Raw genomic sequence first — 12,874 nt, 5'->3', positions numbered from 1 at the left:
CCGCCACGCCGGCGCTTTCGTGTTCGGGCCGTGGTTCACCGCGCACCGCCGGGCCGGCCCGATCCCGGGCCGCCGTCGTCGGCCGACGCCGGTGCGGTCAGCGCCAGTCGGTGCGGTCAGAGCCAGCCGTTGCGGCGGAACCAGCGGTAGAGGTAGAGGGAGACGGCGAGCATCAGGGCCAGCACGGTCGGGTAGCCGTACCTCATCTTCAGCTCGGGCATGTTGTCGAAGTTCATGCCGTAGATGCCGGCGACACCGGTCCAGAACGCGGCGATGGCGGCCCAGGCGGCGATCTTGCGCATGTCGTTGTTCTGGTCGACGGTGACCTGGGCGAGCCGGGCCTGGAGGATCGAGTTCAGCAGGTCGTCGTAGGAGTTCACCTGCTCGACGGTGCGGCTGAGATGGTCCTGCACGTCCCGGAAGTAGCGCCGGATCTCCTTCGGCACCTCGCGGTTGACCTGGGAGGTCAGCGTCAGCAGCGGGCGCTGTAGCGGCACCACGGCCCGCTTGAACTCCACCAGCTCGCGCTTCATCTGGTATATCCGCTGGATCCGTCCGCTGCCGTTGCGGTCGAAGACCTCGGCCTCCAGCACGTCCAGGTCGTCCTCGATCTGGTCGGCCACCTCCAGGTAGAGGTCGACCACGCGGTCGGTGATCGCGTACGCGACCGCCCAGGGCCCCTGGAGCAGCAGGTCCTGCTTGGTCTCCAGGTCGGCGCGGACCGGGGAGAGCCGGCAGGCGTCCCCGTGCCGGACGCTGATCAGGAAGTTCGGGCCGATGAAGAGCATCACCTGCCCGGTCTCGACCACCTCCGAGTTCTCGGTCAGCTCCGCGTGCTCGCAGTACCGTGCGGTCCGCAGGACCAGGAAGCTGACGTCGCCGAACTGCTCCAGCTTGGGCCGCTGCTCTGCCTTGACCGCGTCCTCGACGGCGAGCTCGTGCAGGCCGTACGTCTCCGCGATGGCGGTCATCTCCTCGAGCTCCGGCTGGTGCAGCCCGAGCCAGACGAAGCCGTTCTCCTCGCGGCGGGCGGCGGCCAGCGCGTCGGCGTAGGTCCAGTCACCGGGCTGCCGCCGGCCGTCGACGTAGAGCGCGCAGTCGACCACCGCGTTGTGCCCCACCCCGGCCGGGGCGGGCGTGGGGTGGGAGCCGTCGGCGCTGAGGATGCGGCTCATCGCCCGGACCGGGGCCGCCCAGGCCCGCGGCCGGTGCGCCCGTTCGCCCTGTTCCGGGGGCGTCCGCCCCTGCTGCGCCCGATAGGTCATCGCGCCCCCTCTCCACATTCCGCTGCGGATTGCAGGTTACGCCGCACGCAACGGTCACCGCCCGTGACGGCACGGGCCGTGGTGGCACCGGGCGGGCCGGGTCGCATCGGGGGGTAGAAGGGGACGACCCGGCCCACCCGGCGCCCTGTGGGGGCGGGGGTTGTGCTGGTCACGCCACTCATCGTGATGATCGCGCGAGCCGGCCCGGCGACCTGCCGGCGCGATGGCCGCAGGCTCGGGCGGTGACGTCGGCTACACGTGGTGAGTGACGCTCGCAGCATTGTGGGCCGTCGGCCGCCCGGAGGGGAGTCCCGGAACGGCCGGTACCGTCATTCTGTCGGAAACCCGACAGAATTTCAGGAGCGGACCGCTTCCACGGCCTCGGCGAGCCGGCGGACCCCTTCGTCGATCTTGTCGGCGGTGACCGCGGAGAAGGCCAGCCGCAGCGCGTGCCGCCCGCCGTCGACCACGAAGTCGCTGCCCTTGACCACCGCCACGCCACGCTCGGCGGCGGCCGGGGCGAGCCGGTCGGCCAGGACGTCCTCCGGGAACTCCACCCACAGGAAGTAGCCCCCGTCGGGCTCCACGAACCGGGCCTGCGGGAGGTGCCGGCGCAGCGACTCGGCGAGCACCCGGGCCCGCTCGCCCAGGGCGGCCCGGACGGTCTCGATCGAGCGGTCGATCTCGCCGGAGACGCAGAACTGGTGCACGATCGCCTGGGCGACCATGCCGGGCGAGATGTAGAGACTGGTCGCGTTCTTCGCGATGTCCGCGATCAGGTCCGCCGGGCCGACCAGGTAGCCGACCCGGACGCCGGGGCAGACCGTCTTGGTGAAGCTGGAGGCGTGCACCACCACGTGGCGGGTGTCCAGCGAGAGCATCGACGGCAGCGCCTCGCCCCGGAACCGGATGTCCGCGTACGGGTCGTCCTCGAAGATCGTGAACTCGTACTCCGCGGCGAGGTCGAGCAGCTCGCGTCGCTTCTCCAAAGAGAGCGTCACACCGGCCGGGTTCTGGTAGTTCGGAATGATGTGTGCGAGCCGGGGACGGACGCCGGACTCCAGCAGCTTGCGCAGCTCGGCGGTGTCGAGGCCGTCCGGCTGGATCGAGACGCCGTGCAGCTCGCTCCCCATCCGCTGGAGGTTCTGCAGCGTCCGGTCGTACGTCGGGCGCTCGACGACCACCGCGTCGCCGGGGCGGACCAGGTGGTCGAAGAGGAAGGCGTCGGCCTGGAGCGAGCCGTTGGTGACCAGCACCTGCTCCGGTGCCACCCCGTGCTTCTCCGCGATCCACTTCCGCAGGGGCGGGTAGCCGACGGAGGTGCCGTACGCCGTGATCCCCGAGGGGTCGGCGTCGAAGGCGCGGACGGCGGCGGCCTTGAGCCCCTCGACATCGACGATGTCCAGCGACGGAGCCCCACGGGCGAAGGAGATCAGCTGCTCGGCGGTCATGGCTGTTGAGCGTACGGCCGGCCACCGGGGGCGCGCCGACGGCACGGCGATGTCCGCATCCTGAGCCACCGGGTCGGGTGACCTGGGTGGACCCGCTGGTCGGCAAGTCAGACCGGAAGGGCGAGCGGGTCGTGCTGCGGCTCGCGCGAAAGCCCCTCCAGGTGCAGGCCGAGCGCCGCGAGGAGCTGCGCCCAGTCGAAGTAGGACCGCCAGGCGGCGATGCGCCCCCGGCGCACCCGGACCACGTCCACCACGTCCCAGCTGACCGTCCGCCCGGTCGGCGCGACCGTGCCGAACGGCGAGTGCAGCACCCCGGTGTGGGTGCCGGTGAGGCGCTGCTCCACGGCCGCCCCGCCGGTGGTCTGCACCCGGCCGACGGGGTCCACCCGCAGGTCGGGGAAGGCGCCGGTCCAGGTCCGGAGCAGGGCGGGCAGCTCGATCGGGCGCACCGTGACGCCGGGCATCGCATAGAAGGCGTCCCGGGCGTAGAGGTCGGGCAGCCGGGCGACGTCGCGCCGCAGGAGCATCGCGTACTGCTGCTCGACCAACCGCTCCGCGCTGCGCATGACGGCCTCCCCCACGGGCCGCGGCCTCTCCGGGCCCGTGAGGGATCCTTACCCGTCTATCCGCCCGCCACACCTGCCACGACGTCGCCCGCACGGCGGGTCGACCCCGTGGCCGGCGAGGTCGGACACCGGTCAGCCGGCGTTGACCATCCGGGTCTCGGCCCAGACCCGCATGATGTCCCGGACCGAGATCACCCCGGCCACCTCACGGCCGTCGAGCACCACCAGGTGCCGGAAGCCGCCGCGGGCCATCGCCGCGGCCGCCTCCTCGATGGTCCAGTCCGGCCCGGCGTAGACGGCGTCCCAGGTCAGGTGGGCGCCGGTGCGCTCGACGTCACAGTCCAACCCGGCTCCGATGGCGTTGAGCACATCGCGTTCGGTCATGATCCCGATCCCCTCGGAGTCCGGGTCGATCACGACGGCCGAACCGATCCCGCGGGCCGACATCATCGTCGCCGCCTGTCGGAGCGTGTGCTCCGGACCGACCACGAGAACCTGGCTCGACATCGCTTCCCGTACCTGCATCACGCATCACCCCTTTGGGACGGTGGCATCCGGTAGGGACATGGTGGGCCGTCGATGTTACGGGGACAAGACCGGACATCCTCGCCACGCCGGGACTTCGCCCGCCGAACCGGGCTGTCGCGCGGACGGCGACACCAGGGATACTCCGGATGAGCATCGGGTGAACCCCGGTTGACCGGAGGCCGGCCGGCAGGCGGCGCTATCCTCGCCCGGTGACCGGGAGTCGTACGAGGGGGGAAGCCGGGATGATCGGGATGGTGCTCGCAGCCGGGGCGGGGCGCCGGCTGCGCCCGTACACCGACACACTGCCCAAGGCGCTCGTCCCGGTAGACGGCGACGTCACCATCCTGGACATCGCCCTCGGCAACCTGGCCGAGGTGGGGCTCACCGAGATCGTGATCGTGGTCGGCTACGCGGCCGACGCCGTCCGGGATCGGCAGGCCGACCTGGAGAAGCGGTACGGCGTCACCCTCACCCTGGTGCACAACGACAAGGCCGAGGAGTGGAACAACGCGTACTCGCTCTGGCTGGCCCGCGAGCACTTCGCGCGGGGTGTGCTGCTGGTCAACGGCGACACCGTGCACCCGGTCAGCGTGGAGAAGACGCTGCTCGCCGAGCGCGGGCCGGGCATCCTGCTCGCCGTCGACACCCTGAAGCCGCTGGCCGAGGAGGAGATGAAGACCACCTTCGACGCCGCCGGCCAGCTCACCCGGATCACCAAGGTGATGGACCCGGGCGAGGCGTACGGGGAGTACATCGGCGCGACGCTGATCGAGCCGCAGGTGGCCGATGCGCTCGCCGACGCGCTGGAGGCCACCTGGCGGCGGGACCCGAACCTCTACTACGAGGACGGCTACCAGGAGTTCGCCGACCGGGGCGGTGAGGTGCGGGCGGCGCCCATCGGCGACGTCCCCTGGGTCGAGGTCGACAACCACGCCGACCTGGCCCGGGCGCGGGAGATCGCGTGCCGCTACTAGCCCGTACCGTCAACACCCCCCTGTTGATCGAGGTCCGGCGGGGCGCGGTGGCGGACCTCGGCCCGCTGCTCGCCGACCGCCGCATCTCGGCCGGCGGCGACGTCGCCGTGGTGGTCGGCCCGGGGCAGGGCGAGAAGATCGTGGAGCTGTGCCGGCCCAGTCTGGGTTCGGCCGACGTCTTCACCGTGGCCGGCGGCACCATCGACGCGGCGAACGAGCTCGGCGACCGGCTCCGGTCCCGCTCGTACGACGCCGTGGTCGGCATCGGCGGTGGGAAGACCATCGACACGGCCAAGTACGCCGCCACCCGGTACGGCATCCCGATGGTGAGCGTGGCGACCTCGCTCGCCAACGACGGCATCGCCTCACCGACCGCCTCCCTGGACCACGAGGGCGGCAAGGGCTCCTACGGGGTGCACATCCCGATCGCGGTGATCGTCGACCTGGACTTCGTGGAGAACGGCCCGGACCGGCAGACCCAGGCGGGCATCGGGGACGCGGTGAGCAACCTGAGCGCCTGCGCCGACTGGGAGCTGGCCCACGAGGTCCGGGGCGAGCCGATCGACGGCCTCGCCGTGACCCTGGCCCGGTCCGGCGCCGAGGCCCTGGTCAACCACCCCGGCAAGATCACCGACGACGGTTTCCTCACCACGCTCGCCGAGGCGCTCATCCTCGGCGGGCTCGCGAGTTCGGTGTGCGGGTCGACCCGGCCGGCCAGCGGCGGCGACCACGAGATCTCGCACGCCATCGACCACCTCTTCCCCGGCACCGCCTCGCACGGGGAGCAGGCCGGGCTCGGCGCGTTGTTCTGCACGTTCCTGCGCGGCGAGCCGGAGCGGTTCGGCCAGCTGGCCCGGTGCCTGCACCGGCACGGCCTGGCCACCACCCCCGCGGAGCTGGGGCTGACCGACGACCAGTTCGTCGAGGCGGTCCACTACGCGCCCAGCACCCGGCCGGACCGCTACACCATCCTCGAACACCTCTCGCTGTCCGCCGGCGACCTGCGGACCCGGCTTGGAGACTACGTTGACGCCCTTCGTGACCACCTTGGCTGAGCCCGTCCAGCCGACCGCGGCCGACTTCCACCGGACCAACCGGGGCGGCGGCCTGTTCAGCGAGTCGATCAGCCAGTGGTTGGGGGCCGCCTTCGCGGTCGCCGGGCACCGTCTGGGGCTCCGCCCGACCGCACTGACGATCACGAACCTGGTGATCGGGCTGGCCACCTCGGTGAGCGTCGTCGCGCTCGCCGGCCCGGTCGCCGCGGGCGAGGTGCCGGCCTGGGTGGTCGGGTTGCTCGCGCTGGTCGGCTGGCAGGTGGCGTACGCCCTGGACTGCGCGGACGGCCAGCTCGCCCGGGTGACCGGCCAGCGCAGCCCGGCGGGCGCGCGGGTCGACGTGCTCTGCGACGTGGCCGCCCAGATCGCCCTGGTCGCGGCCCTCGGGGCGACCGCGGTGGCGCAGCACCCGTCCACCCCGACGTGGCTGGTCGCCGCGTTCGCCGGCACCTGGATGGTGAACCTGGTCACGTCTGTCATGCAGGCGGGCCCGAACGCGGCGAGCATCGTCACCTCGACCTCGCTGCCGGTGCGGCTGGTGAAGCTGGTCCGCGACTACGGCGCGGTGATCTTCGTGGCCGCGCTGGTGCTGCTCTTCGCCCCGGCCCTGGTGCTCTGGGTGATGGTCGCGTTCACCGTGGTCAACGGCGTCTTCCTGCTGGCCAGCATCCTCTTCAGCGCCCGCGCCAGCCTCCGCTGACCGCCGCCGGGCCCACCGCTACTTCCTTGATCCTGCTCGATCCTGGAAAGAGTGGTGTCGGAGCGCCGCCGAAGCCCCTCCTTGCGGGATCCGGCGCGATCGTGCGGGCACAGCCCGCTCCCCGGGGAGCGGGCCGGCGGCTCAGGCGCGGCTCGGGGTGCGGGACAGGCCGGCGTAGATGTCGATGAGCTGCCTGGTGACCACGTCGGGGTGGAAGGTCCGCTCGTAGCGGGTCCGGGCGGCCGGGGCGAGCGCGGCGGCCCCCGCCCGGGCGATCGGCAGGGCGGCGGCCAGCGCGGCCGGCTCCGGGGCCACCACCCAGCCGGCCTCGCCCGCCTCGATGCCGGCCGGCATCGGCGACCCGCCGTCCCCGGCGACGGCCGAGGCGACCTCGGCCGGCCCGGTGCCGGCCGGCTCGCGCGGAGCGTCCGCGCCCACCAGGTACGGAATGCCGCCCAGCGCGGTGCCGAGCACCGGCCGGCCGCTGGCCAGCGCCTCGATGATCACGGTCGGCAGCACGTCGTGCCACATGGAGGCGGCGATCACCACCGCGCTCGCCTCGACCGCCGCGCGCACCCCGGCCCGGTCGAGTTGGCCCAGGTAGACGACGTCGGGGCGCTCGGCGGCGGCGGCCTCCACCAGCGGGCGCAGCTCGCCGTCGCCGGCCACGCGCAACGTGCCCAGCGCGCCCACCGGATGCCGACGCCAGGCGTCCAGCAACAGGTCGACGCCCTTCTCCGGGGAGAGCCGGGCCATGTAGAGGAACCCGTCGCCGAGCGGCGCGGGGCGGCCCGGGTCCGGCACGGCGTTCGGCTTGACCACGATGCGCTCGTCCGGAATGCCGTAGTCGCGCAGGTGGTCGGCGATGGCCGAGGTGAGCGCGATGTACCGGTCCACCGACCGCCAGGTGCCGCGGTGCACGGCCAGGGTGGTCGCCATCAGCGCGCTCTGCGCCGCCGAGTCCCGGTAGCAGCGGTGCTTGATCGCCGGCACGCCCAGCGCCCGGCCCTTGCAGTCCTGGCAGATCACGCCGTCCCGGAAGTAGATCCCGGAGGAGCAGACCTGCCGGTAGTTGTGCACCGTCTGGACCACCGGCACCCCGTGCCGGTGCGCGGTCCGCACCACCCAGGGGGAGAGCAGCGGGTACGGGTTGTGCAGGTGCAGCACGTCCGGCCGGTGCTCGGTGAGCAGCCGGCTCAGGTCGTGCTGGGCGCGCGGGGCCCAGATCGGCGAGATCGGCAGCAGCGCCTTCGCCGCCGTCGACATCGACGGGATCTCGTCCGAGCTGCGGATGAACGGCAGCACCTCGACCCCGGCCGCGGTGAGCTGGTTGATCTCCGCGTCGACGATGGTGTTCTCGCCGGACGGCTGAGCCTCCCGGTACCGGTTGTGCGCCACCACGATTCTCACGGGAAAGAAGGCTACCGTTGGCTGGTGCCCGAACTACCGGAGGTTGAAGCGCTCGCGGGTTACCTGCGCCAGCGCGCGGTGGGGCGGCGCGTCGACCGGCTCGAGGTCGCCGCGATCAGCGCCCTCAAGACGTACGACCCGGCGCCGACCGCGGCCACCGGCCGGACGGTGGTGGACGCGCGCCGGCACGGCAAGTTCCTCGACGTCGTCCTCGACGGCGACCTGCACCTGGTGGTGCACCTGGCCCGGGCGGGCTGGTTGCACTACCGGGAGGCGTTCCCCTCGGCCGCCCCGCTGCGCCCCGGCAAGGGTCCGATCGCCCTTCGGGTCCGCCTGGACGACGGCTCCGGCTTCGACCTGACCGAGGCCGGCACCCAGAAGAAGCTCGCCGCGTACCTGGTGACCGACCCGGGAGCCGTCCCGGGGGTCGCCAAGCTCGGCCCGGACGCGCTCGCCGCCGACCTGCCCACCTTCGCCGAGCGGCTGCGCAGCCGGCGGGGGCAGGTGAAGGGCGTGCTGACCGACCAGTCGGTCCTCTCCGGGGTCGGCAACGCGTACTCCGACGAGATCCTGCACGCGGCCAAGCTCTCCCCGTTCGCGATCACCGACCGGCTGACCGACGACCAGCTGGCCGCCCTGCACGTGGCGACCCGCCAGGTGCTCGGCGACGCGGTCGACCGGTCGCTCGGCCAGCGCGCGGCCGAGCTGAAGGGCGAGAAGCGCTCCGGGCTGAAGGTGCACGCGCGCACCGGACTGCCCTGCCCGGTCTGTGGCGACACCGTCCGGGAGGTCTCCTTCTCCGACTCGAGCCTCCAGTACTGCGCGACCTGTCAGACGGGCGGCAAGCCACTCGCTGACCGACGGTTGTCCCGTCTCGTACGGTGAGTAACGCCACCCGCCGGTTACGGAGCGAAATCGACCGGAGATCGGCGAAGGTCCCGGTCGGCAGTTCTTCCGACCCCGCCATCCATCGGTATAGTGACTCGGTCCCCGGCTTCTGATATGGCGTGGAGCCGGCCAGAACCCCGCCGGCACCATCGGGCGCAAACTCCTTCGGGTCGGCGCCCGGCCGGGGTCCGCGTGGGAGACTGGGACGGTGGGCGACTCGGGCCCTCACGGCGAGTGAGCGGCACGTGTCATGCGGGAGGACATGGGTGAGGTGACGACAAGCCTCCAGCGCCCGGTATCCAACGAAGGCCGGAGCAAACTCGTGCGGCACGTCGACAGCTTCGAGATCCAGCCGCCGGCGCCGCCGTCGCACAACGGCGTACCCCGGTCGGCATGGGCCCGGGCCCGGCGCCGCGTCTCCCGGTGGCACCGTCCCTACACCGCCATCCTCCTGCTGCTCGACATCGCGGCGGCGGCGTTCGCGAGCTTCACCGCGATCCACACCTTCGACCAGGCCCGGTCGGGCTTCTACAACGCCCAGGAGGACCCGACCTGGTTCTTCACGGTGGCGTTCGTGCTGCTGCCGCTGGGCTGGGTGATCATCCTCTGGGGCAACCGGGCGTACGACCGGCGCTACCTCGGGCTGGGGCCGGACGAGTTCAAGCGGGTGATCCGGGCCGGCGTCGCCGTCGCGGCCACGGTCTCCTTCCTCGCCTTCGCCACCAAGACCGACCTGTCCCGTTACACGGTCGGCACCGCGCTGCTCGGCGCCCTGCTGCTGATCCTGCTGGGCCGCATTCTCGCCCGGTTCGTCCTGCACGTGGTCCGGCGCAACATCGGTCAGGGCGGCCACCGGATGGTGTTGGTCGGCACGCTGCCGGAGTGCCTGGAGGTCTACACCGCGGTCACCCGCAACCCCGCCGCCGGCCTCGTCCCGGTGGCCATCCACATCACCGACGGCTACGCGGCGGCCCGGGGCATGCAGACCCCGGTCCCGGTGTACGCCGGGCGGGACGTGCTCGCCCTGGTGCGGGAGGTGGGCGGCGACACCATCGCGGTGTGCGGCTCGGCCAGCGCCGAGCCGGGTGAGCTGCGCCGGCTCGCCTGGCAGCTGGAGGGCTCCGGCGTCGACCTGGTCGTCGCCCCGCAGCTCACCGACATCGCCGGCCCCCGGGTGCACATCCGGCCGATCGAGGGCCTGCCGCTGCTGCACGTCGAGGAGCCGACCCTGTCGGGCCCGGCGCTGCTCGCCAAGAACCTGATGGACCGGGTCGCCGCCGGGCTCGGGCTGCTGGCGCTGGTCCCGGTGTTCGTGGCCATCGCGCTGGCGATCAAGATCTCCGACCCCGGGCCGGTCTTCTTCCGGCAGCCCCGGGTGGGGCACGAGGGGCGCACGTTCCGGGTGTGGAAGTTCCGGACCATGTACGTCGACGCCGAGGAGCGGTTGGCCAGCCTGGTCGACCAGAACGAGACCGACGGCATGCTCTTCAAGATGAAGCAGGACCCCCGGGTCTTCCCGGTGGGCCGCTTCCTGCGCGGCTCCTCGCTCGACGAGCTGCCGCAGCTGATCAACGTGCTCTGGGGTGAGATGTCGCTGGTCGGGCCGCGTCCGCTGCCGGCCGACGACGGTGACTTCCTCGGCGACGTACGCCGGCGGCTGCTGGTCCGGCCGGGCATGACCGGCCTCTGGCAGGTCTCCGGCCGCTCCGACCTCTCCTGGGACGAGGCGGTCCGGCTGGACCTCTACTACGTCGACAACTGGTCACTCGCGTACGACCTGAGCATCCTGTGGCGCACGGTCGGCGTGGTGCTGGCCCGCAAGGGCGCGTACTGACGGGGCTGGCGTAAGCCACCCCCGAACCACCAGGATCTGGGCGTGGGTGGCAACCTCTCGGCCGTCTTCGCCGTACTCTCGCTGGTCACCGCGCTGGTCGCGGCCCTCTTCGCGGTCGGGCGGCTGCGCGCCCGGCGCGGCATCGCCACCGCCACCCAGCGCGCCACCTACGAGGTGCTGCACACCGCGGGGCTGGCCGCCGAGCCGCTGCGCGCGGGGTTGAGCCCGGCCGGTGCGGCCAAGTCCGTACGCCATCTGCGGGCCCTGGTCGGCGCGGTCGGCCTGGCGCTGACCGACCGGACGGAGCTGCTCGCCCTCGACGGGCGCGGCGCACACCACGGCGAGCAGCTGCTGGGCGCGGCCCGCCGGGCCGTGGCCGCCGAGCGCTCGACGGTGCTCGGCGACGCGGAGCTGCACTGCGACCGGGTCGACTGCCCGGTACGCGGCGCGGTGGTCGCCCCGCTGACCGGCGCGGACGGTCGGGTGGTCGGCGCGCTGGTCGCGGTCGCCGACGGGCCGCCCGCCCCGGGGCTGGTGCAGGCGACCCTGGAGACCGCGCACTGGGCCGGCAACCAGCTCGCTCTGGCCGAGCTGGACTCGTCCCGGGAGCGGCTGGCCCGGGCCGAGGTCCGGGCGCTGCGCGCCCAGATCAGCCCGCACTTCATCTACAACGCGCTGACCGCGATCGGCTCGTTCGTCCGCACCGACCCGGAGCGGGCCCGCGAGCTGATCCTGGAGTTCGCCGAGTTCACCCGGTACTCGTTCCGGGCCCACGGGGAGTTCACCACGCTGGCCGAGGAGCTGCGCTCGATCGACCGCTACCTGACCATCGAGCGGGCCCGGTTCGGCGACCGGCTCCAGGTGCGCCTGCAGATCGCTCCCGAGGTGCTGCCGGTGACCCTGCCGTTCCTCTGCCTCCAGCCGCTCGTGGAGAACGCCGTCCGGCACGGGTTGTCCCGCAAGCCCGGCACGGGCATGGTGAGCATCGAGGCCCGGGACGCCGGTGCCGAGTGTCACATCACGGTGGAGGACGACGGAGTGGGGATGGATCCGACCACGCTGACCGCCGGCATCGCCGAGCTGGCCCACAGCAACGGCGATCCGGGGGACGACTCCGGCCAGCACGTCGGGCTCTCCAACGTCGACGAGCGGCTCCGGTCGGTCTTCGGGAACGAGTTCGGCCTGGTCGTGGAGACCGGGCTCGGCTCGGGCACGAAGGTGAGCATGCGGGTCCCGAAGTTCCACCCCGGCGTACGGGCGGGTTCGTGAGCGCGAGGAGTGAGCCGGGGTTGCGAGCCCCGCAGCCGCGAACAAAGGTGGCGCCGTGAGCGCGAGGAGTGAGCCGGGGTTGCGAGCCCCGCAGTCGCGAACAAGGGTGGCGCCGTGAGCGAGCGCGAGCGGGCCGACCGGGTCGGTGCGGTGAACGCGTCCGGTTTCCTCCGGGTGCTGGCGGTCGACGACGAGCCGCCCGCGCTCGACGAGCTGGCGTACCACCTGCGGGCCGACCCGCGGGTGGCCCGGCTGCACACGGCCGGGGACGCGACCGAGGCGCTGCGACTGCTCCGCGACGGCGACGTGGACGTGGTCTTCCTGGACATCCGGATGCCCGGCCTGGACGGGATGGAGCTGGCCCGGGTGCTGCGCCGGTTCGCCCGCCCGCCGGCGATCGTCTTCGTCACCGCGTACGACGACGGCGCGGTCGACGCGTTCGACCTCGGGGCCACCGACTACGTGCGCAAACCGGTACGCGCGGAGCGGCTGGCCGAGTCGCTGCGCCGGGTGATCGGCTCTCGGGTGGTGCCGTCGCACCCGGCGGCGCTGGCCCGGGCGGAGGAGGACCCGACCATCCCGATCGAGCTGGCCGGCACGACCCGGATGCTGCCCCGTTCGGCGGTGCGCTGGGTCGAGGCGCAGGGCGACTACGCCCGGCTGCACACCGGGGACGGCTCGCACCTGGTCCGGGTCTCGCTGGCCACGCTCGCCGAGCGCTGGGCCGACGCCGGTTTCGTCCGGATCCACCGGTCGTACCTGGTGCAGCTGAAGCTCATCGCCGAGCTGCGGCTGGTCAACTCCGGCTACGTGGTGGTGATCGACGGCACCGAGCTGCCGGTGAGCCGGCGGCACACCCGGGAGTTGAAGGACAAGCTGGTCCGCGCGGCGAAGCAGGACTGGAACCGCTGACCCGGCCCAGCCCTGCTCGCTC

General features: G+C 72.7%; 12 protein-coding genes. 7 read left to right on the top strand and 5 right to left on the bottom strand.

From position 1 onward, the window contains the following. Window positions 1-116 precede the first annotated feature (116 nt). The 4 genes from corA to O7603_RS22170 form a co-directional block, all read right to left on the bottom strand. On the bottom strand, window positions 117-1,265 hold the full coding sequence (corA, locus tag O7603_RS22185; protein WP_281571720.1) for a magnesium/cobalt transporter CorA: 1,149 nt from the start codon (window positions 1,263-1,265) through the stop codon (window positions 117-119). Between the two features lie 356 nt (window positions 1,266-1,621). After that, the gene (locus tag O7603_RS22180; RefSeq protein ID WP_281571719.1) at window positions 1,622-2,716 is read right to left on the bottom strand and encodes a PLP-dependent aminotransferase family protein; all 1,095 of its coding nucleotides are present in this window, start codon (window positions 2,714-2,716) and stop codon (window positions 1,622-1,624) included. Window positions 2,717-2,823: 107 nt separating this feature from the next. Then, entirely contained in the window at window positions 2,824-3,282 is a 459-nt protein-coding gene (locus O7603_RS22175) for an ester cyclase (RefSeq protein ID WP_281571718.1), read from the bottom strand. A 132-nt stretch (window positions 3,283-3,414) separates the two neighbouring features. Further along, complete coding sequence (locus O7603_RS22170) at window positions 3,415-3,807, bottom strand: CBS domain-containing protein (RefSeq protein WP_281571717.1); 393 nt, start codon at window positions 3,805-3,807, stop codon at window positions 3,415-3,417. A 245-nt stretch (window positions 3,808-4,052) separates the two neighbouring features. Between O7603_RS22170 and O7603_RS22165 the strand changes: the two genes are divergently transcribed. From O7603_RS22165 to O7603_RS22155, 3 genes are read left to right on the top strand one after another with little or no spacing between them, the layout of a single operon-like run. Further along, window positions 4,053-4,784, top strand: a complete 732-nt coding sequence (locus O7603_RS22165; protein WP_281576767.1) for a phosphocholine cytidylyltransferase family protein — start codon at window positions 4,053-4,055, stop codon at window positions 4,782-4,784. Beyond that, window positions 4,772-5,839 (top strand): iron-containing alcohol dehydrogenase family protein, encoded by a 1,068-nt coding sequence (locus O7603_RS22160; RefSeq protein WP_281571716.1) that lies wholly within the window; start codon window positions 4,772-4,774, stop codon window positions 5,837-5,839. The genes O7603_RS22165 and O7603_RS22160 overlap by 13 nt, the downstream gene beginning before the upstream one ends. Further along, window positions 5,823-6,539: a CDP-alcohol phosphatidyltransferase family protein gene (locus O7603_RS22155; protein WP_281571715.1), complete on the top strand. Its 717-nt coding sequence runs from the start codon at window positions 5,823-5,825 to the stop codon at window positions 6,537-6,539. Before O7603_RS22160 ends, O7603_RS22155 begins: the two co-directional genes overlap by 17 nt. Before the next feature lie 141 nt (window positions 6,540-6,680). Here O7603_RS22155 and O7603_RS22150 read toward each other — a convergent pair whose 3' ends face one another. Then, a complete protein-coding gene (locus O7603_RS22150) occupies window positions 6,681-7,949 on the bottom strand; it encodes a glycosyltransferase (RefSeq protein WP_281571714.1) in 1,269 nt (422 codons plus the stop codon). 24 nt (window positions 7,950-7,973) lie between these two features. Here O7603_RS22150 and O7603_RS22145 point away from each other — a divergent pair, with 24 nt between their 5' ends. The 4 genes from O7603_RS22145 (at window position 7,974) to O7603_RS22130 (ending at window position 12,852) form a co-directional block, all read left to right on the top strand. After that, on the top strand, window positions 7,974-8,834 hold the full coding sequence (locus tag O7603_RS22145; RefSeq protein WP_281571713.1) for a DNA-formamidopyrimidine glycosylase family protein: 861 nt from the start codon (window positions 7,974-7,976) through the stop codon (window positions 8,832-8,834). Between the two features lie 265 nt (window positions 8,835-9,099). Further along, a complete protein-coding gene (locus O7603_RS22140; RefSeq protein WP_281576766.1) occupies window positions 9,100-10,671 on the top strand; it encodes a sugar transferase in 1,572 nt (523 codons plus the stop codon). A gap of 42 nt (window positions 10,672-10,713) precedes the next feature. Next, on the top strand, window positions 10,714-11,940 hold the full coding sequence (locus tag O7603_RS22135; RefSeq protein ID WP_281571712.1) for a histidine kinase: 1,227 nt from the start codon (window positions 10,714-10,716) through the stop codon (window positions 11,938-11,940). A 150-nt stretch (window positions 11,941-12,090) separates the two neighbouring features. Beyond that, window positions 12,091-12,852: a LytTR family DNA-binding domain-containing protein gene (locus O7603_RS22130; protein WP_281576765.1), complete on the top strand. Its 762-nt coding sequence runs from the start codon at window positions 12,091-12,093 to the stop codon at window positions 12,850-12,852. Window positions 12,853-12,874: the final 22 nt, after the last annotated feature.

It is taken from the genome of Micromonospora sp. WMMD812 (assembly GCF_027497215.1).
In the GTDB taxonomy this organism is placed as follows: Bacteria; Actinomycetota; Actinomycetes; order Mycobacteriales; family Micromonosporaceae; genus Micromonospora.
The sequence above is the reverse complement of the archived record's forward strand: the minus strand, read 5'-3'. Positions and strand labels throughout refer to the sequence as shown.